This is a genomic window from Pseudomonas sp. RC10-4-2, assembly GCF_050433085.1.
Classification (GTDB): domain Bacteria; phylum Pseudomonadota; class Gammaproteobacteria; order Pseudomonadales; family Pseudomonadaceae; genus Pseudomonas; species Pseudomonas aeruginosa.
Genome location: NZ_JBNPXX010000002.1, coordinates 484,324 through 504,986 on the forward strand (window position 1 = coordinate 484,324; position 20,663 = coordinate 504,986).

The 20,663-nt window shown below is 67.3% G+C and carries 17 protein-coding genes; 10 read left to right on the plus strand and 7 right to left on the minus strand.

The window, feature by feature from the left end:
• Window positions 1–82: 82 nt before the first annotated feature.
• The 5 genes from fimX to FHW81_RS10165 form a co-directional block, all read right to left on the minus strand.
• The gene (gene fimX / locus FHW81_RS10145) at window positions 83–2,158 is read right to left on the minus strand and encodes a cyclic di-GMP-binding protein FimX (RefSeq protein WP_003095680.1); all 2,076 of its coding nucleotides are present in this window, start codon (window positions 2,156–2,158) and stop codon (window positions 83–85) included.
• Window positions 2,159–2,222: 64 nt separating this feature from the next.
• Complete coding sequence (fimW, locus tag FHW81_RS10150; protein WP_023090912.1) at window positions 2,223–4,046, minus strand: cyclic-di-GMP receptor FimW; 1,824 nt, start codon at window positions 4,044–4,046, stop codon at window positions 2,223–2,225.
• Window positions 4,047–4,364: 318 nt separating this feature from the next.
• The gene (gene asd / locus FHW81_RS10155) at window positions 4,365–5,234 is read right to left on the minus strand and encodes an archaetidylserine decarboxylase (RefSeq protein ID WP_003095677.1); all 870 of its coding nucleotides are present in this window, start codon (window positions 5,232–5,234) and stop codon (window positions 4,365–4,367) included.
• 3 nt (window positions 5,235–5,237) lie between these two features.
• Window positions 5,238–6,053 carry a thiosulfate sulfurtransferase gene (rhdA, locus tag FHW81_RS10160; RefSeq protein ID WP_003102047.1) on the minus strand — a complete coding sequence of 272 codons (816 nt, stop codon included), beginning with the start codon at window positions 6,051–6,053 and terminating at the stop codon, window positions 5,238–5,240.
• Window positions 6,054–6,127: 74 nt separating this feature from the next.
• Window positions 6,128–7,639 carry an HDOD domain-containing protein gene (locus tag FHW81_RS10165; protein ID WP_003102046.1) on the minus strand — a complete coding sequence of 504 codons (1,512 nt, stop codon included), beginning with the start codon at window positions 7,637–7,639 and terminating at the stop codon, window positions 6,128–6,130.
• 140 nt (window positions 7,640–7,779) lie between these two features.
• Between FHW81_RS10165 and motA the strand changes: the two genes are divergently transcribed.
• Window positions 7,780–8,631 (plus strand): flagellar motor stator protein MotA, encoded by an 852-nt coding sequence (gene motA / locus FHW81_RS10170; RefSeq protein WP_003102044.1) that lies wholly within the window; start codon window positions 7,780–7,782, stop codon window positions 8,629–8,631.
• A gap of 19 nt (window positions 8,632–8,650) precedes the next feature.
• Window positions 8,651–9,694: a flagellar motor protein MotB gene (motB, locus tag FHW81_RS10175; protein ID WP_003095673.1), complete on the plus strand. Its 1,044-nt coding sequence runs from the start codon at window positions 8,651–8,653 to the stop codon at window positions 9,692–9,694.
• A gap of 3 nt (window positions 9,695–9,697) precedes the next feature.
• Here the strand turns inward: motB and rsgA are convergent, their stop codons facing one another.
• Window positions 9,698–10,717 carry a small ribosomal subunit biogenesis GTPase RsgA gene (rsgA, locus tag FHW81_RS10180; protein WP_003102042.1) on the minus strand — a complete coding sequence of 340 codons (1,020 nt, stop codon included), beginning with the start codon at window positions 10,715–10,717 and terminating at the stop codon, window positions 9,698–9,700.
• Between the two features lie 111 nt (window positions 10,718–10,828).
• On the opposite strand from rsgA, the gene orn reads away from it, so the two are divergent.
• Entirely contained in the window at window positions 10,829–11,371 is a 543-nt protein-coding gene (orn, locus tag FHW81_RS10185) for an oligoribonuclease (RefSeq protein ID WP_003095671.1), read from the plus strand.
• Between the two features lie 33 nt (window positions 11,372–11,404).
• Here orn and queG read toward each other — a convergent pair whose 3' ends face one another.
• Complete coding sequence (queG, locus tag FHW81_RS10190) at window positions 11,405–12,490, minus strand: tRNA epoxyqueuosine(34) reductase QueG (RefSeq protein ID WP_023090911.1); 1,086 nt, start codon at window positions 12,488–12,490, stop codon at window positions 11,405–11,407.
• Window positions 12,491–12,571: 81 nt separating this feature from the next.
• On the opposite strand from queG, the gene FHW81_RS10195 reads away from it, so the two are divergent.
• The 7 genes from FHW81_RS10195 (at window position 12,572) to hflX (ending at window position 20,569) form a co-directional block, all read left to right on the plus strand.
• Entirely contained in the window at window positions 12,572–14,080 is a 1,509-nt protein-coding gene (locus FHW81_RS10195; protein WP_106120545.1) for an NAD(P)H-hydrate dehydratase, read from the plus strand.
• Window positions 14,068–14,535 (plus strand): tRNA (adenosine(37)-N6)-threonylcarbamoyltransferase complex ATPase subunit type 1 TsaE, encoded by a 468-nt coding sequence (gene tsaE, locus FHW81_RS10200; protein WP_003106408.1) that lies wholly within the window; start codon window positions 14,068–14,070, stop codon window positions 14,533–14,535. The genes FHW81_RS10195 and tsaE overlap by 13 nt, the downstream gene beginning before the upstream one ends.
• Before the next feature lie 8 nt (window positions 14,536–14,543).
• On the plus strand, window positions 14,544–15,971 hold the full coding sequence (gene amiB, locus FHW81_RS10205; protein ID WP_003123571.1) for an N-acetylmuramoyl-L-alanine amidase AmiB: 1,428 nt from the start codon (window positions 14,544–14,546) through the stop codon (window positions 15,969–15,971).
• A complete protein-coding gene (mutL, locus tag FHW81_RS10210; RefSeq protein ID WP_003106411.1) occupies window positions 15,971–17,872 on the plus strand; it encodes a DNA mismatch repair endonuclease MutL in 1,902 nt (633 codons plus the stop codon). Before amiB ends, mutL begins: the two co-directional genes overlap by 1 nt.
• Before the next feature lie 57 nt (window positions 17,873–17,929).
• On the plus strand, window positions 17,930–18,901 hold the full coding sequence (miaA, locus tag FHW81_RS10215) for a tRNA (adenosine(37)-N6)-dimethylallyltransferase MiaA (RefSeq protein WP_060774301.1): 972 nt from the start codon (window positions 17,930–17,932) through the stop codon (window positions 18,899–18,901).
• Window positions 18,902–19,006: 105 nt separating this feature from the next.
• Entirely contained in the window at window positions 19,007–19,255 is a 249-nt protein-coding gene (gene hfq / locus FHW81_RS10220) for an RNA chaperone Hfq (RefSeq protein ID WP_003095657.1), read from the plus strand.
• Between the two features lie 12 nt (window positions 19,256–19,267).
• Window positions 19,268–20,569 (plus strand): ribosome rescue GTPase HflX, encoded by a 1,302-nt coding sequence (gene hflX, locus FHW81_RS10225; protein WP_003113930.1) that lies wholly within the window; start codon window positions 19,268–19,270, stop codon window positions 20,567–20,569.
• Window positions 20,570–20,663 lie beyond the last annotated feature (94 nt).

Here is a 20,663-nt window from a genome sequence, read left to right on the forward strand (position 1 = left end):
GGCGGGCGTCTCTTGCCGGCCCGGCAGCCACGAACCAGGTCGGTAGAGCGGAAAAGCAACGGGCGCCCAGGGCGCCCGTTCTTCATTCGTCTCCCGAGGAGAAGTCGTAGTCCATCGCCTGGCTCGGCCCCTGCAGGTAGTAGCCCTGGATGTAGGTGGCGCCGGCTTGCCACAGGGTGGCGAGGACGCTGGCGCTCTCGACGAAGGGGACGATGCTGAGCTTCTGCTGTTCGTGCAGTTCGGCGATCAGGCCCTTGAGGATCTCCTGGTTTTCCACCTGGTTGAGGTCCTGGACGAAGGAGCCATCGATCTTGATGAACTGCACGGTCAGGTGCTTCAGCGCGTTGAACGGGTTCAGCGAGCAGCCGAACTGGCTGATCGCCGCCTGGCAATGCAGGGTGGCCAGGCCCTGGGTCAGTTGCTTGGCCTGCTTCAGATAGCTGGTGGCGTCGGCTTCGCTGATCTGGAACACCAGCGACTCCGGCGGCAGGCGCGCGGCCTTCAGCGCCACCCCGAGCCAGGGCAGCAGGCCGGGGTCTTGCAGGCTCGCGCTGGACAGGTGGACGAACAGCTTGGTCTGGTGCCCCTTGGCGCGATGCTCGGCGAGCAGCTTGATCGAATTGAGGATCACCCAGCGGTCGATCTTCTCCGCCAGCCCGGCTTCCTTGGCGGCATGCAGGAACTCCGCCGGCGGCACTTCCTGGCCCTGCGGATTGAGCAGGCGCAGGAGCACCTCGTAGTTCTCGTGGCTGTCGCCGCGCAGGCTGATGACTGGCTGGAACAGCAGGCGGAAGCTGTTGGTCTCCAGCGCCTGCTGGAGGATCGCGATGACGTCGCCGCGCTGGGCGGCGGCGGCAAGCTCTTCCGCCGGGTTGTACTGCTTGATCTGCGACCCGCCCTTGCGTGCCGCGTCATCGGCGCAGCGATGCGCACGGTTCATCACGTCCTGGGCCTTGGCGGTCTTCTCGTCGAGACCGGCGACGCCGATGCTGAGGGTGGCCTGGGCGCTGCGGCCGTTCAGCTCGAAAAGGTGGTTCTCGACTTTCTTCAGCAGTCGTTGCAGCGCCGCTTGCGCCTGCTCGGGAGTCTTGCCCTTGAACAGGGCGGCGAAGATCGAATCGCCGAAACGCGCCAGGTCGGCTTCCTCGCCGAACTGTTCGCGCATCAGTCCGGCCAACTGGCCGAGCAGCAGGTCGATCCCGGAAAGCCCGTGGTCGGCCTGGAGCGAGGGGTAGCCGTTGAGATGGATATAGGCCAGGGTCGACGGCTTGCGGGCGGTCACCGCCTGCTGCACGGCGGCATCCATCAGGTCGAGGAAGTGGCTGCGGTTGTAGAGACCGGTGACCGGGTCCTGGCTGCTGACTTCGCGGAGCTTTTCTTCCAGCTCGGCGTTGTCGACCTCGCCGCGGATCACCACCTGGATGCAGGGTTCGCCGTCGTACGTGGCGGCGGAGAGGCTGATGCGCGCCTTGAATTCCTGGCCGTCGAGCTTGACCCCGGTGCAAACCAGTTCGGTCTGGCGCTGGTCGTTCTGGTAGCCCTTGAGGAAATCCTTGAAGGCGCCCTGGTCGCAGGAGGCGATCAGGTCGATGACCGGCAGGCCTTCCAGTTCCTCGGCGTCCTCGTAGCCGAACAGCGCCATGTAGGAGCGGTTGGCGTAGATGTGCATGCCGTCGTGGACGTAGGTGATGGCGTCGACCGAGCTGTCGAGCAGCAACTGGCAGCGTTTTTCCGCCTCGCGCAGGGCGAGTTCGGCGGCGCGGCGCGCGCGGCGTTCGGCGAGGCCGGCCAGCTCGCGGTTGGCGACCAGCACCAGGCGCTCGTCCTCGCCTTGCGGCAGGGCGTCCTGGGCGCCGAGCATCAAGGCGTCGGTGATGGCGTCGGAGCTGTTGTCGGCCACCAGCTGGATGAACGGGATGTCGCGCGACTGGCGGCGCAAGGTGGCGAGCGCCTCGCCGGGCTCGAGACACTCGCTGGTCGGCGCGGCGATCAGCAGGTCCCAGCTTTGCTGGAGGGTTTCGGCGAGGTCCTCGGGAGAGGTCAGTCGATGTACGCGGGTCGCGTGGCCGGCATTGCGGAACAGACTGACCAGGCGTTCGGCTTCGTTCTGCGAGTCTTCCAGAATCAGCAGGCGGATGGTTTTCTTTTCGATGGCCATGGAAAGGGCTCAGTCCGCGTCCGGGCAGGCGCGAAAAGACGGCGAATGGAGGTGTCGGGGCAATCTACAGAGACTTCCAGAGCGAGTCAAAATCTTCCTCCCCCGCAGGCGGCCGGGCCACTGGCGCTGTGACCGGCTTATCGCTCGGGGTGTTCACCGGTTCCGCCGAGCGGTATTCGAACTGGCTGAAGCTGCCGGTCGAGGCCTGCCGGCGATTCAGCACCGCGCGCCGCTCCTCGCCGTGCAGGTTGATCTGCACCCGGCTGCCCTCCTGGAACGGCAGGCGCGGGGTGATCACCGTCGCCGGCCGCGAGATCGCGGCGATCGCCGGCAGCAGCAGGGCGCGCAGGTAGTGGCTGCTCTGCTCGGTCTTGCGCAGCAGTTGCAGGCCGCAGGGCTGTGCCGCCGGGGCGATCATCTCGATGCCCATCTGCGTGCCGCCATTGCGTACCTGGCGGATCCAGCGCACCACCGCGATGCTCCACGCCTGGCCTGGAAGGTCCTGCAGGCCGACCAGTTCGCCCGCCTGCAGTTGGGCGGGCACCTCCTTCGGCCAGCTCAGGCAATAGCCGCCGGGGCTGTGGTTGACGATGGGCAGGGCGTAGGTCGGGTAGTCCTCGGTGGCGTCAGCCTGTGCGTGGGCCTGCGGGTGCCCGGGTTGCACACTGCGGGGCGACTGGTGCGGGCGGTACTCGATTTCCTCCAGCGGCATGCCGGGCTGCCAGTCGGTGACCTTCTGTGCATCGAAGGCGCCGGCCCAGGCGTCCTGGACGTCGGCCTTGAAGCGAGGCGCCTCGGGCGCTTCCTGGATCTGCAGGACCTCGTTGAACGGGCGGCGCCCGGCGAGGAAGTAGTGCAGGGCGCTCATGCCGATGCACAGGGTCAACTGGCCCTGGCCCTGGGTGCGCTGGAAGGTACGTTCGGCGATGTCACCCCAGGCCGAGGAGAGATGTTGCAGCAGGTCCAGGGTCACCCCTTCGATCAGCGGCAGGCGTGCTTTCGCGCGTTCGGCCTCGGGCTGCAGCAGGTATTCGCGGATCAGCTCGACCAGCTGCTGGGTGTCGATGCCCAGGGCACTGGCCAGTTGGATCTCCGGGTACAGCGAACGGTAGCGCGGCGGGCCGTCGATCTGCGGCACGGCGATGAACAGCGAGCCGGGCAGCGTCGCGCTCTGTATCGACAGCAGCTGGCTCCAGGGTTCGAGCACCTCGGCGAGCCGTGCAATGTTGTTCTGGCGCATCTGGTTGCAGCGCGCGCAGCCGAGCAGCAGCGGAATCAGGTAGGCCTGCTCGACGCTCAGGCCGGGGGTGTGCTTGGCCAGTTCGTCGCGCACCGCGAGACGATGCACGCCGCGCTGGCTGGCCAACTGGTAGAGCTGGTGGAGTTCCAGCCAAAGCCCCTCGGGGACCGGGCAGTACAACTGGCTGGCGCGGATCAGCGGCCCGCACAGGCTGCGGATCGCCCGCTGGATGCCGACCGCGAACAGCTGCGCGCGGTCGCGGCTGTTGCGCGGCGCTTCCTGGACCACGATCAGCTTGTAGCCGATGGCCAGGTGGTTCTGCAGGGCCTGGCAGAGGTTGGCGATCTTGCGCGGCCGTTCGTCGAGGACGATGGCCTGGTTGAGGAAGTGCCGTTCCAGGTGGGCGCAGACGAAATGCACCTCTGGACGGAACAGTTCGAGCAGTTGCAGGCGGGCCTCGACGGGCAGCACCAACTGGTTGAGTTCGATCAGGCCCTGGTAGAGCTGGCGCGCGGTTTCCCCGAGGTTGGCCTTGGGCAGGTGCGCCAGCCAGTACTTGATGTCCTTCGGGGTGGCGTCGCAGAAGCTCAGGTTCTGCTGCGTCGGAGTGGGGACGCGCAACGAGAGGTGGGGGCTCTGGTTTTCCATGGGGGGTTAGACGGCTCCGCTACTGAAAAGGCTCTACGGGGGGGATGAAGCCCCGGAGAGGTGCCGGACTTCCGATCGCCGCGGCTGCGCCTCCTCTTTCTTAACACGGGAGGCGGGTTCATCGTCGTGGCCAGGACAGGAACTGTGCGGCAGTCCGCTTTCCTGACCGAGGGGTCGGCACAGGCTCGATAGGACCTTTCCGAACTCTAGCAGCATCGAAATGGACCCGCAGCCTTCGGACGCCACGATCCCGCCGGGAGGTCCCGGCGGCGGGGAGAGATGGGACGGAGACGCTCGGGGCGCTCCGTCCCGGCGAGGTCAGGACTGTTTCGGCAGGGCCAGGCATTCGCCCATGCGCACCGGGCTCGCTGCCCCGAGGCCGTCGTTGAACGCGACCTGCTGCGGGCCGAACAGGACGATGGCGGTGGAGCCCAGCTTGAAGCGACCGAGCTCGGCGCCTTTTTCCAGGCGGATCGGCGCACGGGCGGCTTCGTCGTAGCGGAAGGTCTTCAGTTCGCGCTTCGGCGGCGTAACCAGGCCGGCCCAGACGGTTTCGATGGAGGCTACGATCATCGCGCCTACCAGCACCACGGCCATCGGACCGCGCTCGGTGTCGAACAGGCAGACCACCCGCTCGTTGCGGGCGAACAGCTCGGGAACGTTTTCCGCGGTGGTCTGGTTCACCGAGAACAGCCGGCCGGGAACGTAGACCATCTCGCGCAGGGTGCCGGCCAGCGGCATGTGCACGCGGTGGTAGTCCCGGGGGGACAGGTAGACGGTGGCGAAGTCGCCGCCCATGAAGGGCGCGGCCAGTTCGGCGTCGCCGCCGAGCAGTTCGGCCAGGCTGTAGCTGTGGCCTTTGGCCTGGAAGATCCGCCCGTGCTCGATCGGGCCGAGCTGGCTGATCGCGCCATCGGCCGGGCAGAGCACCGCGCCGGGCTCCTGGGCCAGCGGGCGGGCGCCATCCTTCAGGGCGCGGGTGAAGAAGGCATTGAAATGTTCATAGGCCTGCAGGTCCTCGACCTGCGCTTCGCGCATATCGACCTGGTAGCGCCGGGCGAACCAGGCGATCAGGCGGTCCTTGAACCAGGTCGCCCGGCAGTCGGCGGCGAAGCCGATCAGCCGGGACAGCAGGTGGTGCGGCAGCAGGTACTGGCTGCAGATGAACAGACGATCTTTGAACGACATTCCTCAAACCTCTACAGGGGTATCGGGGTGGTTGCCCCATTCCGACCAGGAGCCGGCGTAGCCTTTGACCCGCGGGTAGCCCAGCGCCTTGGCCACCAGGTAGGTGAAGCCGGAGCGATGGTGGGTCTGGCAGTGGGTGATCACTTCCTTGTCCGGCGTGATGCCGAGGTCCTCCAGGACTTCGGCGATATCCGCGCGGATGCGCAGGGCGCGAGCCGGGTCCATGCCGGCGGTCCATTCGAAATTGATCGCGCCGGGCACATGCCCGGCCTTCGCGGCGAGCACCTTGGTACCGGCGTATTCGCTGGGGTTGCGCGCATCCCATACCGCCAGGTCGGCGGCGCCGAGGCGGCTTTGCAGGTATTCGCGGGTCGCGCTGGGCTCGTCGTGCAACGTCAGCGGCAGCGGGCCGCCGACAGGCGCCGGGACCTCGCGGTCGAGCGCCTGGGCGTCGGCGATCCAGGCCGGCAGGCCGCCGTTGAGATAGTGGTAGCGGTGGTGGCCGATCACGTCCAGCAGCCAGATGAAGCGGCCCGCCCAGCCGCCGCCTTCGTCGTCGTAGACCACGTAGGTCGCCTCCGGGCGGTGGCCCAGCTCGCCGAACAGGGCTTCCAGGTCGGCCTTCGCCGGTAGCAGGCCGGGTGCCGGGGGTTGTCCCCACTGGGTGCGTTTGGGGTCGACGAAACGCGCGCCGGGGATATGCCCTTCGGCGTAGCGGGCGGCACTGGTCAGGTCGACCAGGATCAGCTCGGGCGCGCCCAGGCGCGGCGCGAGGTCGCTGGGCTCGATCACCAATGGCAGGTCGGAGAAAACGGACATGCGAGTACCCCCGGGTTGAAGAAGGGCAGCAGTTTAACGGAAAGCGCGCCCGACCAGTGTGCCGGGCATGTCCCTCATTCCGTGCGGCGCTGGCGGCCGAACTGCTGGATCGCGCGCTCGGTGCACTGGGCGGTCTTGGCGAAGGCCTGGGCATGCAGGTCGCTGAACGGCTGGCCGCCGAGGTCGGCCAGGACCAGCATCACCACCCGCGAGCCGTTGCCCAGCGAGCGCAGCAGCAGGTGAGGCCCGGGGAACAGTTGGCGCAAGGGTTCGCCGAGGGCCGGCAGCAACTGGTCCTGGTTGTTCGGGCCGATGCGCAGCAGGGCGGGTTGCTGGAACAGTTTCTTCAGCAGCGGGCTGCTGGCAATCTCCAGTTGCAATTTCTCCTGGCCCGGTTCGAGTCCGGCGCTCTGCTGCGCCAGCACGTGTACCTGGGTGCGATCGGCCACCAGCAGCAGCATCCTTTGCAGGCCGCAGGCGCGCAGCGCATCGCGGGCACAGGCGGTGAGCTGCACCACGTTGCTGAACGGGCTGGGCTCGCGGAGCAACTCGGCGCAATGCTGCCGCCACTCGGCCAGGGCTTCCGCCGAGGGCGGCGGCGGGGGTGCCGCTTCGGCACGCCAGCGGCTGGCCTGCCAGGGCCAGATCAAGGCCACCGCCGGATGCCACAGCGGCGGCCGGGCGTGCAGGCGCGCGCTTTGCGCGGCGAGCATGTGCACCTGCTGCTGGACTTCGGTCAGCGGCTGGCCCAGGTACAGGCCGGTCAGGCGCTGCCAGCGCAGCATGTGCGGCCCGTCCCAGCTCTGGTGCGCGGCGATGGCCAGGCCATTGGCGAGGAGAGTGCAGTTGGCCGGCTGGGTCAGCCAGCGGGCGAGATCGGGCTGGGCATCGAGTTGCTGTTGCTGGAGCAGGGGCGACTGATGGTCGCGGGCGATACGCAGGGCTCGAACCAGCAAGCGACGGTCGCAGGCGAGCAGGCGATAGCCCTGGATGACCCACTGCGGTAGCCGCCAGCGTTCGGCCAGCGCCAGGCAGATCGGCAGCAGGCGCATGCCGAGCAGTTCGCGCTCCACTCGCAGGGTCGGTTCGCCCTGTACCAGCACGCGTTGCTGCCATTGCTCCAGTAGCTGCGGGCGGGCGTTGGCCAGCGCCCAGACCGGAGCCATGGTCAGCAGGCTGCCCCAGTGGATTTCCTGCCAGAGCCTGGCCAGGCGCGCGCCGAACAGGCCGCTGGCCTGCTGCATGGCGTGCTGGCTGATCAGCAACATCTGCCCGAGGACCCTGGGCATCTCCGCATCCTGGATGCTCGGCAGGGTCTTCAGAAGTTGGCTCGCGCGTGCCAGGCCGAGGCGGCTGAGGGCCACCTCCAGGCTTTCCGCGGGGTTGTCGCGGGCGCTCTCGGCGCGATTGGCCTCGCGCAGGATGGACAACGCCAGCGTCGGGCTGCCCTGCAACTGGTCGGCGATCTCGCGCAGCGAGCGACGGCTGTCGCTCAGCGCGGCGTGCAGGCCGGCATAGTGGCTGGCGGGGATCGGCAGGGGTTGCCGGTCGAGCTCTTCGAGCCAGGCGGCGAGGCGGTCTGTCATGGGTGTCGGGCTCGGTGTCGGCGAGGCGGCGAACTGGCTTTTCGAGTATTCGGACTATAGTCTTGCGGCTAGCAACCGATAACAAGAGGGAGCCTAGCAGTCCCCCTCCTTATCCTGTTCATTTCGCACGTCCGGTCCTCATGTCAAAAATCATCGGCATCATCGTCGTTTTCGCCAGTGTCCTCGGGGGCTTCCTGCTCTCCGGCGGCAAGATCGGCGCCATCATCCAGCCCTTCGAGGTCCTGATCATCGGTGGCGCGGCACTGGGGGCGTTCCTCCAGTCCAACCCGGGCAGCACGTTCATGGTGGTGCTGAAGAAAGCGCCGAAGATGTTCAGCAACCGCTTCACCCAGACCTACTACCTCGAGGTGCTGGGCATGCTCTACGAGATCCTCAACAAGAGCCGGCGCGAAGGGATGATGGCGATCGAGGCGGACATCGAAGACCCCGCGGCCAGCCCCATCTTCAGCAAGTACCCCGGTGTGCTGAAGGATGAGCGGATGACCGCCTATGTCTGCGACTACCTGCGCATCATGTCCTCCGGCAACATGGCGCCGCACGAGCTGGAAGGCCTGTTCGACATGGAGCTGTCCAGTCTCAAGGAGGACCTGGAGCATCCGTCCCACGCGGTGACCAAGGTCGCCGACGCCCTGCCGGGCTTCGGTATCGTCGCCGCGGTACTCGGCATCGTCATCACCATGGCGTTGCTTGGCGAAGGCAGCCAGGCGGAGATCGGCCACCACGTCGCCGCCGCCCTGGTGGGCACCTTCCTCGGGATTCTCGCCGCCTACGGCTTCGTCGGCCCGCTGGCGGGCGCCCTGGAGCACGATGCCAAGGAAGAGTTGAACCTGTTCGAGGCGATCAAGGCCTGCCTGGTCGCTTCCGCTTCCGGCATGCCGCCTTCGCTGGCCGTCGAGTTCGGCCGCAAGGTGCTGCTGCCCGCCCATCGGCCGACCTTCGCCGAGCTCGAGCAGGCCGTGCGCGGCCGCTGAGTGGAGGCACTGTCGATAGATGGACAATAACCAGCCGATCATCGTCAAGCGCGTCAAGCGCTATGCCGCCGGCCACCACGGCGGCTCGTGGAAGATCGCCTTCGCCGACTTCGCCACGGCGATGATGGCGTTCTTCCTGGTGCTCTGGCTGCTGTCTTCGGCCACCCCGGAGCAGAAGAAGGCGATTTCCGGATACTTCCAGGACCCCATCGGTTTCAGCGAAAGCGCCAGTCCCTACGTCATCGACCTCGGCGGCACGCCGACGCCGGCGCCGGACAAGACCCTCAATCCGCAGGTTCAGGCCCAGCCGGACTCCAACGAAAGCCGGATCAGCCCCGAGCAGGACCACCAGGTCAACGCCGATCAGGCCGAGAACCTCGCCGAGCAGGTTGAGCGAGAGCGTCTGGCGCTGCTGCTGCAGGAGTTGCAGAACAAGGTCGACGAAAATCCGATGCTCAAGGACTTCAAGGACCAGATCCACTTCGAGATCACCCGCGACGGCCTGCGCATCCAGATCGTCGACGCCGCCAACCGGCCGATGTTCGACCTCGGCAGCGCGCGCCTGCAGCCGTATTTCGAGGACATCCTGCTGGCCATGGCCGAGACCATCCGCCAGGTGCCGAACAAGATCAGCATCAGCGGCCACACCGACGCCAAGCCCTATGCCGGCAACGGCGACTTCGGCAACTGGGAGCTATCGGCCAATCGCGCCAACGCCGCGCGCCGTGCGCTGGTCGCCGGCGGCTATCCGGAAGGGCAGATCGCCCAGGTTGTCGGCTATGCCTCGGCACGCCTGTTCGACGACAAGGACCCGCTGAACCCGGTGAACCGGCGGATCGACATCGTGGTCCTGACCCGCAAGGCGCAGAAGGCCATCGAAGGCGAGACCGGCGCTCCCGAAGCCAGCGCCCCCGCGGCTGCCCCGGGCGAGCAGCCGAAGCCGGCTGCCGAGGCACCGGCGGCGGGCGCGCAACCTTCGCTACCGGCGGACGAGGTGCAGAAGAAGCTCAACCTGTTCGACGACGGCGGCAGCCTGAAGCTGGAGCAGATCAAGGGCGACTGAGGTTCAGTAGTCCGTTTCCGGCATGCTTGCCAGAATGTGCCGGTAGCTGGCCATGCGTTGCGGCATGATGCGCCCGTCCTCCAAGGCCTGGAGCAGGGCGCAACCTGGTTCACGGTCGTGCTTGCAGTCGCGGAAGCGGCAATGTCCGAGCAGGTCGCGGAACTCGATGAAACCGGCCTCGACATCGTCTCGCGACACGTGCCCCAGGCCGAACTCACGGATGCCGGGCGAGTCGATCAGGTCGCCGCCGCCGGGAAAATGGAACAGTCGCGCGGTGGTGGTGGTATGGGTGCCCTTGCCGGTCACCGTGGAGAGGTCGCCGACACGGGTGTCGACACCCGGCAACAAGGCATTCACCAGCGACGACTTGCCTACCCCGGACTGCCCGACGAAGACGCTCACGTGAGCGTCCAGCGCGCCGCGCAGTTCGTCCATCGCCAGGCCATTGAAGGCCGACACCTCGATCAGCGGGTAACCCAGGGTGCGGTAGACATTCAGCAGCGCATCGATGCCTTCGGCATTGCTCTCGTCGACCAGATCGGCCTTGTTCAGCAGCAGCAGCGGCTGGATGCCGGCATGTTCGGCGGCGATCAGGTAGCGGTCGATCAGGTTGGCGTGCGGTTCGGGACGCGGGGCGAAGACGATGACGATGCGGTCGACGTTGGCCGCCACCGGCTTGAGCAGCCCGCGCATGTCCGGGCGGCACAGCTCGGAGCGGCGCGGCAATTGCGCGACGATCACGCCGATGCCCTGGTTGCCGGCGCGCCAGACCACCTGGTCGCCAGTCACCAGTGCCGGCAGGTTGGCGCGCAGGTGACAGCGGGAAACCTGGCCGTCGGCGGACTCGACCTCTACCTGAACCCCGAAATGAGCGATCACCTGGCCGGTCTGCTCCGGTCCCAGGTCGCCGCCCTCCAGCTCTTCCACGGCACGCGACTCGCGACGGGCCGCCCGGGCCGCGCGTTCTTCCTGGATCTTTTCGATGCGCCAGCTCTGCCGGCGGGTCAAGTGGCGTTTGGCCATGATGCGTCCGCATGAAAAATCGGCGGCGAGTTTAACATGGGCGCGCCGCCATCATTCGCGCGGCGGCGTTCCACGCTAGAATGCACGGCATAGCGACTGGAGCGACTCCCCATGCAGAACCCGCAGAACCTTATCTGGATCGACCTGGAGATGACCGGCCTCGATCCGGACCGGGACGTCATCATCGAGATGGCCACCATCGTCACCGACAGTGACCTCAACACCCTGGCCGAAGGACCGGTGATCGCCATCCACCAGCCAGAGGAAATCCTCGCCGGCATGGACGAGTGGAATACCCGCCAGCACGGCCAGTCCGGCCTGACCCAGAGGGTTCGGGAAAGTACCGTGAGCATGGCCGAGGCCGAGGCGCAGACCCTGGCCTTCCTCGAGCAGTGGGTGCCCAAGCGCAGCTCGCCGATCTGCGGCAACAGCATCTGCCAGGACCGCCGCTTCCTCTATAGGCACATGCCCAGGCTGGAAGGCTACTTCCACTACCGCAACCTCGACGTCTCCACCCTCAAGGAGCTGGCCGCGCGCTGGGCGCCGCAGGTCCGCGAGAGCTTCAAGAAGGGCAACACCCACCTGGCGCTGGACGATATCCGCGAGTCGATCGCCGAGCTGCGCCACTACCGCGACCACTTCATCAAGCTCTGATCCGTCCGGACCGGGCGGCAGGCGCCGGCCGGGCTAGGTTTCCCCGTGGCGCCGCAGGGCCCATTCCACGTGCTCGCGGACCAGCTCCGAAGGGAACCCGCGGCGCGCCTTCAGCGCCTCCAGCACCGGGATGGTCGAGGGCGCGTTGCCCAGCCCCACCGCCAGGTTGCGCAACCAGCGCTCGTAGCCGGCGCGGCGCAGCGGCGAACCCTCGGTGCGGCCGAGGAACTCCTCCTCGCTCCAGAGGAACAGTTCGGCGAGTTCGGCGTTGTCCAGGCTGTGGCGCGGCTGGAAGTCGCCCTGCCCGGTGGGGCGGGCGAAGCGATTCCATGGGCAGACGATCTGGCAGTCGTCGCAGCCGAATACCCGGTTGCCGATCAGTGGTCGCAGCTCCAGCGGAATCGCGCCCTTGTACTCGATGGTCAGGTAGGAGATGCAGCGTCGCGCGTCCAGCCGGTAGGGGCCGACGAAGGCCGCGGTCGGGCAGATGTCCAGGCAGGCCGAGCAGCGTCCGCAATGCTCGCTGTCCATCGCCGGGTCGACGGGTAGCGGCATGTCGACGAACAGCTCGCCGAGGAAGAAGTAACTGCCGGCCTTGCGGTTGAGCACCAGCGTGTTCTTGCCGATCCAGCCGAGGCCGGCCTGTTCGGCGATGGCCTTTTCCAGCACCGGCGCGCTGTCGACGAAGGCGCGGAAACCGAACGGGCCGACTTCGGCCTGGATGCGCTCGGCCAGTTGTTGCAGACGCTTGCGGATCAGCTTGTGGTAGTCGCGGCCGAGGGCGTAGCGCGAGACGTAGGCTTTTTCCGGCGTCGCGAGGACCTGCGCCATGCGCGTGTCGCCGGGCAGGTAATCCATGCGCAGGGAGATCACCCGCAGCGTGCCGGGAACCAGCTCGGCAGGTCGCGAGCGCTTGCTGCCGTGCGCCGCCATGTAGTCCATCTCGCCGTGGTAGCCGGCCTCCAGCCAGCGCTGCAGGTGCGCTTCGTGCTCGCCCAGCTCGACGTCGCTGATACCGACCTGCTGGAACCCCAGCTCGCGGCTCCAGTCCTTGATGGACTGGGCGAGGCGGGCGGGGTCCGGCGGGGAAAGGTTGTCGGCCAGAGGTTGGGGAGTCATGGGAGGCAACGAAGACGAGGGAAAGCGAAATGGGATAGGTATAATTCTGCCAGACTGCGCGCCTGACGCCGAATCGATCCGATGACCATGACCTTCCAGCACGACGACCTGCCACTCGCCCTCTATTCCGCCGCCCAGGTGCGCGACCTCGATGCGCGCCTGATCGCCGCCGGCACGCCGGGCTTCGAACTCATGCAGCGCGCCGCCCACGCCGCCTGGCGTGCCTTGCGCCGCCGTTGGCCGGAGGCCGCGGCGCTGACGGTGCTCGCCGGGCACGGCAACAATGCCGGCGACGGCTACCTGATCGCGGCGCTGGCGCAACGTGCGGGTTGGCGAGTGCGGGTGCTGGCGGTCGCGGCGCCGCAGCGGCTTGCCGGCGACGCGGCGCAGGCGCATGCCGCCGCGCTGGCGACCGGGGTCGTGGTGGAGCCCTGGAGCGAGTGCGCCGTGCTCGAGGGCGTAGTAGTGGATGCATTGCTCGGCACCGGCCTGGCAGGTGTCGTGCGCGAGCCCTTTGCGCAGGCCATCCGCCTGGCCAACGCCGCCGACCTGCCGGTGCTGGCGGTGGATATTCCTTCCGGCTTGAGCGCCGACACCGGTGCGGTATTGGGGGAAGCGATCAGGGCGGATCTGACAGTGACTTTCATCGGCCTGAAGATCGGGCTGTTCACTGGCGAGGCGCCGGCACGGGTCGGCGAGCTGGTGTTCGACGAACTCGGCAGCGACGCCGTCGTGTTGCAAGGGCTCCAGCCCCGGGCCCACCGTCTGGCACGAAATGCCCTGCCGAGTCTGGCAGCGCGGCCGCGGACCGCGCACAAGGGGCTGTTCGGCCACCTTCTGGTGGTCGGCGGCGACACCGGCATGGGCGGGGCAGTGCTACTGGCCGCGGAAAGCGCCCTGCGCTGCGGCGCCGGGCTGGTCTCGGCGGCGACCCGCGTCGAACATGTGCCGGCGTTGCTGAGCCGTTGTCCCGAGGTCATGGCCCATGGCGTGGCGTCGGCGAACCAACTGCTGGCCCTTGCCGAACGCGCCAGCGTGCTGGTGCTCGGTCCCGGTCTTGGCCAGCGCGCCTGGGGGCGTAGCCTGCTGAGCGCTGTCCGGTCGCGACCGTTGCCGCAGGTCTGGGATGCCGACGCGTTGAACCTGCTGGCCCTGGAACCGGTCGGAGCAGGGCCGCGGACATGGATTCTGACGCCGCATCCCGGCGAGGCCGCGCGCCTGTTGGGTCGCTCGACCACCGAGGTGCAGGCGGACCGCCCGGCGGCGGCGCTGGAACTGGCGCGTCGCTACCAGGCGGTGGCGGTGCTGAAGGGCGCCGGCAGCCTGGTCGCCGCGCCCGACGGACGACTTGCCGTCTGTTCCCAGGGGCATTCGGCGATGGCTGGTGCCGGCCTGGGTGACGTGCTGTCGGGCATCACCGGTGCCTTGCTGGCCCAGCGCGTGGAGGCGTTCGAGGCGGCCTGCCTGGCGGTCTGGCTGCATGCCGCCGCCGGTGAGCGGCTCGGCGCCCAGGGTCGTGGGCTGGCGGCGACCGATCTCATACCTACCGTTCGTCAGTTGCTCGAGGAGTGCAGTCCGTGTCTGAAGTGATCCTGTCCGCCGAAGGGGAAGACGCGATGCTCGAACTGGGCGGGCGCATCGCCCGGGCCAGCGGGGGGCAGGGGGTGATCTACCTGCATGGCGACCTCGGCGCCGGCAAGACCACCCTCTCGCGCGGCATCCTGCGCGGCCTCGGCCATGCCGGCTCGGTGAAAAGCCCGACCTTTACCCTGGTCGAGCCTTACGAAATCGGCGAGCTGCGCGCCTACCATTTCGACCTGTACCGGCTCGCCGATGCGGAGGAATTGGAGTTCTTCGGCATCCGCGACTATTTCGACGGCAGCGCACTCTGTCTGATCGAGTGGCCCGAGCGCGGTGCGGGCGTTTTGCCAACCGCCGATCTGGACATTACCATTACTGCCCAAGCGGGTGGACGGACACTGCGCCTGGTACCGCACGGTGCGCGGGGCGAAGCCTGGTGTGCCACCCTGACCATGGGAGCATGAGAAAAACGATGGGTTGGGGCTTGCGTCTGCGGACGTTGTTGACTGGGGTGATGATTCTGCTGGCCTGCCAGGTCGGCGAGGTTCTGGCCGCCGCGCAAATCAAGAGCGTGCGGATCTGGCGCGCTCCGGACAACACCCGTCTGGTCTTCGATCTCTCCGGTCCGGTGCAGCACAGCCTGTTCACCCTGGCCGCGCCCAACCGTATCGTCATCGACGTCAGCGGCGCCCAACTGGCGACCCAGCTCAACGGTCTCAAGCTCGGCAACACCCCGATCACCGCGGTGCGCTCCGCCCAGCGCACGCCCAACGACCTGCGCATGGTCCTCGACCTGTCGGCGCAGGTCACCCCGAAAAGCTTCGTCCTGCCGCCCAACCAGCAATACGGCAACCGCCTGGTGGTCGATCTCTACGACCAGGGCGCTGACCTGACCCCGGACGTACCCGCGACGCCGACCCCGAGCGTGCCGGTCACCCCGGTGACGCCGACCCAGCCGGTGGCCAAGCTGCCGCTGCCAACCAAGGGCGGCACCCGCGATATCGTCATCGCCATCGACGCCGGCCACGGCGGTGAAGACCCTGGCGCCCTTGGCCCGGGCGGGTTGCACGAGAAGAACATCACCCTGTCGATCGCTCGCGAGCTGCAACGCCAGATCAACCAGGTGCGCGGTTACCGGGCCGAGCTGACCCGTACCGGCGACTATTTCATCCCGCTGCGCAAGCGCACCGAGATCGCCCGCAAGAAGGGCGCCGACCTGTTCGTCTCGATCCATGCCGACGCCGCGCCGAGCCGCAGCGCCTTCGGTGCCTCGGTGTTCGCCCTGTCCGACCGCGGCGCCACTTCGGAAACCGCGCGCTGGCTGGCCGACAGCGAGAACCGTTCCGACCTGATCGGCGGCGATGGCAGCGTCAGCCTCGGCGACAAGGACCAGATGCTCGCCGGCGTGCTGCTCGACCTGTCGATGACCGCCACCCTCTCGTCGAGCCTGGATGTCGGCCACAAGGTACTGACCAATGTCGGCCGCATCACTTCGCTGCACAAGCGTCGTGTCGAGCAGGCCGGGTTCATGGTGCTGAAGTCGCCCGATATCCCGTCGATCCTGGTGGAAACCGGCTTCATCTCGAACGTCAACGAGTCGCGCAAGCTGGCCAGCGCCAGCCATCAGCAGGCCTTGGCGCGTTCGATCACCAGCGGCATCCGCCAGTATTTCCAGCAGAGCCCGCCGCCCGGTACCTACATCGCCTCTTTGCGCGCCCAGGGCAAGCTCTCCATGGGGCCGCGCGAGCACGTGGTGCGGCCCGGAGAGACCCTGGCGATGATCGCCCAGCGCTATGAAGTGAGCATGGCCGCGCTGCGTAGCAGCAACAGCCTGTCCAGCGACAACCTGAAAGTCGGCCAGGCACTGTCCATCCCGAGCACCGCCCTGGCGGCCCAGTGATGAGTGAAGCACCGCGTATCCAGCTGCTGAGTCCGCGGCTGGCGAACCAGATCGCCGCCGGTGAGGTGGTCGAGCGTCCCGCCTCGGTGGCCAAGGAACTCCTGGAAAACAGCCTTGACGCCGGTTCCCGGCGCATTGATGTGGAGGTCGAGCAGGGCGGCATCAAGTTGCTGCGAGTGCGCGACGACGGTCGCGGCATCCCCGCCGACGACCTGCCGCTGGCCCTGGCTCGCCACGCCACCAGCAAGATCCGCGAGCTGGAAGACCTGGAGCGGGTGATGAGCCTCGGCTTCCGTGGCGAGGCGCTGGCCTCGATCAGTTCGGTAGCGCGCCTGACCATGACCTCGCGTACCGCCGACGCCGGCGAAGCCTGGCAGGTGGAAACCGAGGGCCGCGACATGCAGCCGCGGGTACAGCCGGCGGCGCACCCGGTGGGGACCAGCGTCGAGGTTCGCGACCTGTTCTTCAACACCCCGGCGCGGCGCAAGTTCCTGCGCGCCGAGAAGACCGAGTTCGACCATCTGCAGGAAGTCATCAAGCGCCTGGCGCTGGCCCGTTTCGACGTGGCTTTCCACCTGCGCCACAACGGCAAGACCATCTTCGCCCTGCACGAGGCGCGAGACGAGCTGGCCCGCGCGCGCCGGGTCGGCGCGGTGTGCGGCCAGGCATTCCTCGAGCAGGCGCTGCCGATCGAGGTCGAGCGCAACGGCCTGCACCTGTGGGGTTGGGTCGGCTTGCCGACCTTCTCCCGCAGCCAGCCGGACCTGCAGTACTTCTATGTGAACGGGCGCATGGTGCGCGACAAGCTGGTCGCCCACGCGGTGCGCCAGGCTTATCGCGACGTGCTGTACAACGGCCGGCATCCGACCTTCGTGCTGTTCTTCGAAGTCGATCCGGCGGTGGTGGACGTCAACGTGCACCCGACCAAGCACGAAGTTCGCTTCCGTGACAGCCGGATGGTCCATGACTTCCTCTATGGCACCTTGCATCGTGCGCTGGGCGAGGTCCGTCCCGACGACCAGCTCGCGCCGCCCGGGGCGACCAGCCTGACCGAGCCGCGTCCGACCGGCGCTGCCGCCGGCGAGTTCGGCCCGCAGGGCGAGATGCGCCTGGCCGAGAGCGTGCTGGAGAGTCCGGCGGCACGGGTGGGCTGGAGTGGCGGCTCATCGGCCTCCGGCGGCTCCTCCGGCTATTCCGCCTATACCCGGCCGGAGGCGCCGCCCTCTCTGGCCGAGGCCGGTGGCGCCTACAAGGCCTACTTCGCGCCGTTACCCGCGGGCGAGGCGCCAGCCGCGTTGCCCGAGAGCGCCCAGGACATCCCGCCGCTGGGTTACGCCCTGGCGCAGCTCAAGGGCATCTACATTCTCGCCGAGAACGCCCACGGCCTGGTGCTGGTGGACATGCACGCGGCCCACGAACGGATCACCTACGAGCGCCTCAAGGTGGCGATGGCCAGCGAAGGCTTGCGTGGGCAGCCGTTGCTGGTGCCGGAGTCGATCGCGGTCAGCGAGCGCGAGGCGGATTGCGCGGAAGAGCATTCCAGCTGGTTCCAGCGCCTGGGCTTCGAGCTGCAGCGCCTGGGGCCGGAAAGCCTGGCGATCCGGCAGATCCCTGCGCTGCTCAAGCAGGCGGAGGCGACCCAGTTGGTGCGCGATGTCATCGCCGACCTGCTGGAGTACGGCACCAGCGACCGTATCCAGGCACACCTGAACGAGTTGCTCGGCACCATGGCCTGCCATGGCGCGGTGCGCGCCAACCGGCGCCTGACCCTGCCGGAAATGAACGCCCTGTTGCGCGACATGGAAATCACCGAACGCAGCGGCCAGTGCAACCATGGGCGTCCGACCTGGACCCAGTTGGGCCTGGACGAGCTGGACAAGCTCTTCCTGCGCGGACGCTGAGCCTTGCAGCTTCGGGCGCAAAGCCCGAAGCTATGCGCTTTGTCCAAGAGCGTTCCGATGTCTTCCCTGCCTCCCGCCATCTTTCTCATGGGGCCGACCGCCGCCGGCAAGACCGACCTGGCGATGGCGCTGGCCGATGCGCTGCCCTGCGAGCTGATCAGCGTCGACTCGGCGCTGATCTACCGCGGCATGGATATCGGTACGGCCAAGCCTTCCCGGGAGCTGCTGGCGCGCTATCCGCACCGCCTGATCGATATCCGCGATCCGGCGGAGAGCTATTCGGCCGCGGAATTCCGCGCCGACGCCCTGGCGGCGATGGCCAAGGCCACCGCGCGCGGCAGGATTCCCCTGCTGGTGGGGGGCACCATGCTCTATTACAAGGCGTTGCTCGAGGGCCTGGCCGACATGCCCGGCGCCGATCCCGAGGTGCGCGCGGCGATCGAGGCCGAGGCCCTGTCCGAAGGTTGGGAGGCGCTGCACCGGCAACTCGCCGAGGTCGACCCGGAGTCGGCTGCGCGCATCCACCCCAACGACCCGCAGCGACTGATGCGGGCGCTCGAGGTGTATCGCCTCGGCGGGGTGTCGATGAGCGACCTGCGTCGCCGGCAAAGCGCTGAAAAGGCGGATTTTGACGCGTCAGGCAGGAATCAATTGCCGTATACTGTCGCTCAGCTGGCGATTGCTCCCGAGCAGCGCCAGGTGTTGCACGCGCGGATTGCGCAGCGTTTTCGCCAGATGCTGGAACAGGGTTTCATCGCCGAGGTCGAAGCACTGCATGCCAGAAGTGACTTGCATGCAGGATTACCGTCTATTAGAGCCGTGGGTTACCGTCAGGTGTGGGATTACCTGGATGGCAAGCTGTCCTACGCTGAAATGACCGAACGCGGCATCATCGCTACCCGCCAGTTGGCCAAGCGCCAGTTCACCTGGCTGCGAAGCTGGAGCCATCTACACTGGATGGACAGCCTAGCAGGTGACAATCTGCCGCGTGCCTTGAAATACCTGAAAACGGTCTCCATATTGGCCTGAGACCTTAATTTGTCCGTCTGTTTCCGGAGCGAGACCGGAGTTTGGACGGCGCCAAGTCACCCTATTCGACTACTTCAAACTACGATCCTTAAAGGAGTGCGGCACATGTCAAAAGGGCATTCGCTACAAGACCCTTACCTCAATACCCTGCGGAAAGAACGCGTCCCGGTTTCCATCTATCTGGTCAACGGCATCAAGCTGCAAGGCCAGATCGAGTCCTTCGACCAGTTTGTCATCCTGCTGAAGAACACCGTCAGCCAGATGGTTTACAAGCACGCGATCTCCACCGTGGTACCGAGCCGTCCGGTGCGTCTGCCGAGCGGTGACCAGCCGGCCGAGCCGGGCAACGCTTGACGGGAGTCCGCTTTGTTCTTTGAGCGCCCAGGTGGTGGGGAACAGGCTGTTCTGGTGCATCTGGAAGGGCAGAACCCCGAGGCGCGTGAAGACCCGCAGGAGTTCCAGGAGCTGGTGCGTTCGGCCGGCGCGGAAACGGTGGCATTCGTCAGCGTCTCCCGCCACCAGCCGAGCGCCAAATATCTTATCGGCAGTGGCAAGGTCGAGGAGTTGCACGACCTGGTCAAGGCCGAAAACGTCGAGCTGGTGATTTTCAACCACACCTTGACGCCCAGCCAGGAGCGCAACCTCGAGCGTGCGTTCGAGTGCCGCGTACTCGACCGGACCGGGCTGATCCTCGACATCTTCGCCCAGCGCGCACGTACCCACGAAGGCAAGTTGCAGGTGGAACTGGCGCAACTGGAGCACATGAGCACGCGGCTGGTACGCGGCTGGACCCACCTCGAACGGCAGAAAGGCGGTATCGGTCTGCGCGGTCCGGGCGAGACCCAGCTGGAAACCGACCGACGCCTGCTGCGCGTGCGCATCCGCCAGATCAAGCAGCGCCTGGAGAAGGTCCGCAGCCAGCGCGAGCAGGCTCGACGCGGGCGCAAGCGCGCGGATATCCCGGCGGTCTCCCTGGTCGGCTATACCAACGCCGGCAAATCGACCCTGTTCAATTCGCTCACCGCCTCCGAGGTGTATGCCGCCAACCAGTTGTTCGCCACCCTCGACCCCACCCTGCGTCGCCTGCAACTGGACGATCTCGGGCCGGTGGTGCTGGCCGACACGGTGGGCTTCATCCGTCACCTGCCGCACAAGCTGGTGGAGGCCTTCCGCGCTACGCTGGAAGAGTCGAGCAACGCCGACCTCCTGCTGCACGTGATCGACGCCTACGAGCCCGAACGGGATGCGCAGGTCGAGCAGGTGCTGGCGGTGCTCGGCGAGATCGGCGCCAACGAATTGCCGATGCTCGAGGTCTATAACAAGGTCGACCTGCTACCCTCGGTCGAGCCGCACATCCAGCGCGACGATTCCGGCAAGCCGGTGCGCGTCTGGCTGTCGGCGCAGACCGGCGAAGGCCTCGACCTGTTGCGCCAGGCCATCGCCGAGCTGCTCGGCGAGGACCTGTTCGTCGGAACCTTGCGCCTGCCCCAGCGGCTCGGGCGCCTGCGCGCCCAGTTGTTCGAACTGGGCGCGGTGCAGTCCGAGGCGCACGATGAGGAGGGTTGTACCCTGCTGCAGGTGCGCCTGCCGCGGGCCGAGTTGAACCGCCTGGCGAGCCGCGCTGGCTGGCAGCCGGCGGAGTTCGTTGCGCAACACACTTTGCAATAAAGCCCGTATCGCTGCTTTTGGCAGCGGGCAGGGCATTCGGTAGCATGGGTGGCCGCGCCGCAGGCGCGTTTCGCGTTACTAGATGGAGAGCGCT